A 506-nucleotide genomic window follows, 5' to 3' on the forward strand; every position below is an offset into this window, starting at 1 on the left:
GGAGCCGAAGGAAGAGAAGAAGGCTGCTCCGAAGCAGGCTTCCGGTTCCGCTACCGATGTTGAGATGCCGGAGCTCGGTGAGTCCGTCACTGAGGGCACCATCACTACGTGGCTGAAGGAAGTCGGCGACGAGGTTGAGGTCGACGAGCCGCTGCTCGAGGTCTCCACTGACAAGGTCGACACCGAGATCCCCTCCCCTGTCGCTGGTGTGATCCTGGAGATCAAGGCTGAGGAGGACGACACCGTCGAGATCGGCGACGTCATCGCGATTATTGGCGACGAGGGCGAAACCCCGGCCGGCGACGACAAGTCCGACGACTCCGCCGACGCCAAGGAAGAGGCGAAGGACGAAGAGCCGGCTGAGGAGCCGAAGGAAGAGAAGAAGGCTGCTCCGAAGAAGTCCTCTGGTGAGGGCACCAAGGTTGAGATGCCGGAGCTCGGTGAGTCTGTCACTGAGGGCACCATCACCACTTGGCTGAAGGAAGTCGGCGACGAGGTTGAGGTCG

At 61.9% G+C, this 506-nt stretch carries 1 protein-coding gene; it reads left to right on the forward strand.

What is annotated here, in order from left to right; genetic code table 11:
* Positions 1 to 64 precede the first annotated feature (64 nt).
* Positions 65 to 506: biotin/lipoyl-containing protein (locus HMPREF3048_RS06285; protein WP_305764118.1), on the forward strand; the 442-nt coding region annotated here is incomplete at its 3' end.

It is taken from the genome of Corynebacterium sp. HMSC075D04 (assembly GCF_001815635.1).
GTDB lineage: Bacteria > Actinomycetota > Actinomycetes > Mycobacteriales > Mycobacteriaceae > Corynebacterium > Corynebacterium coyleae.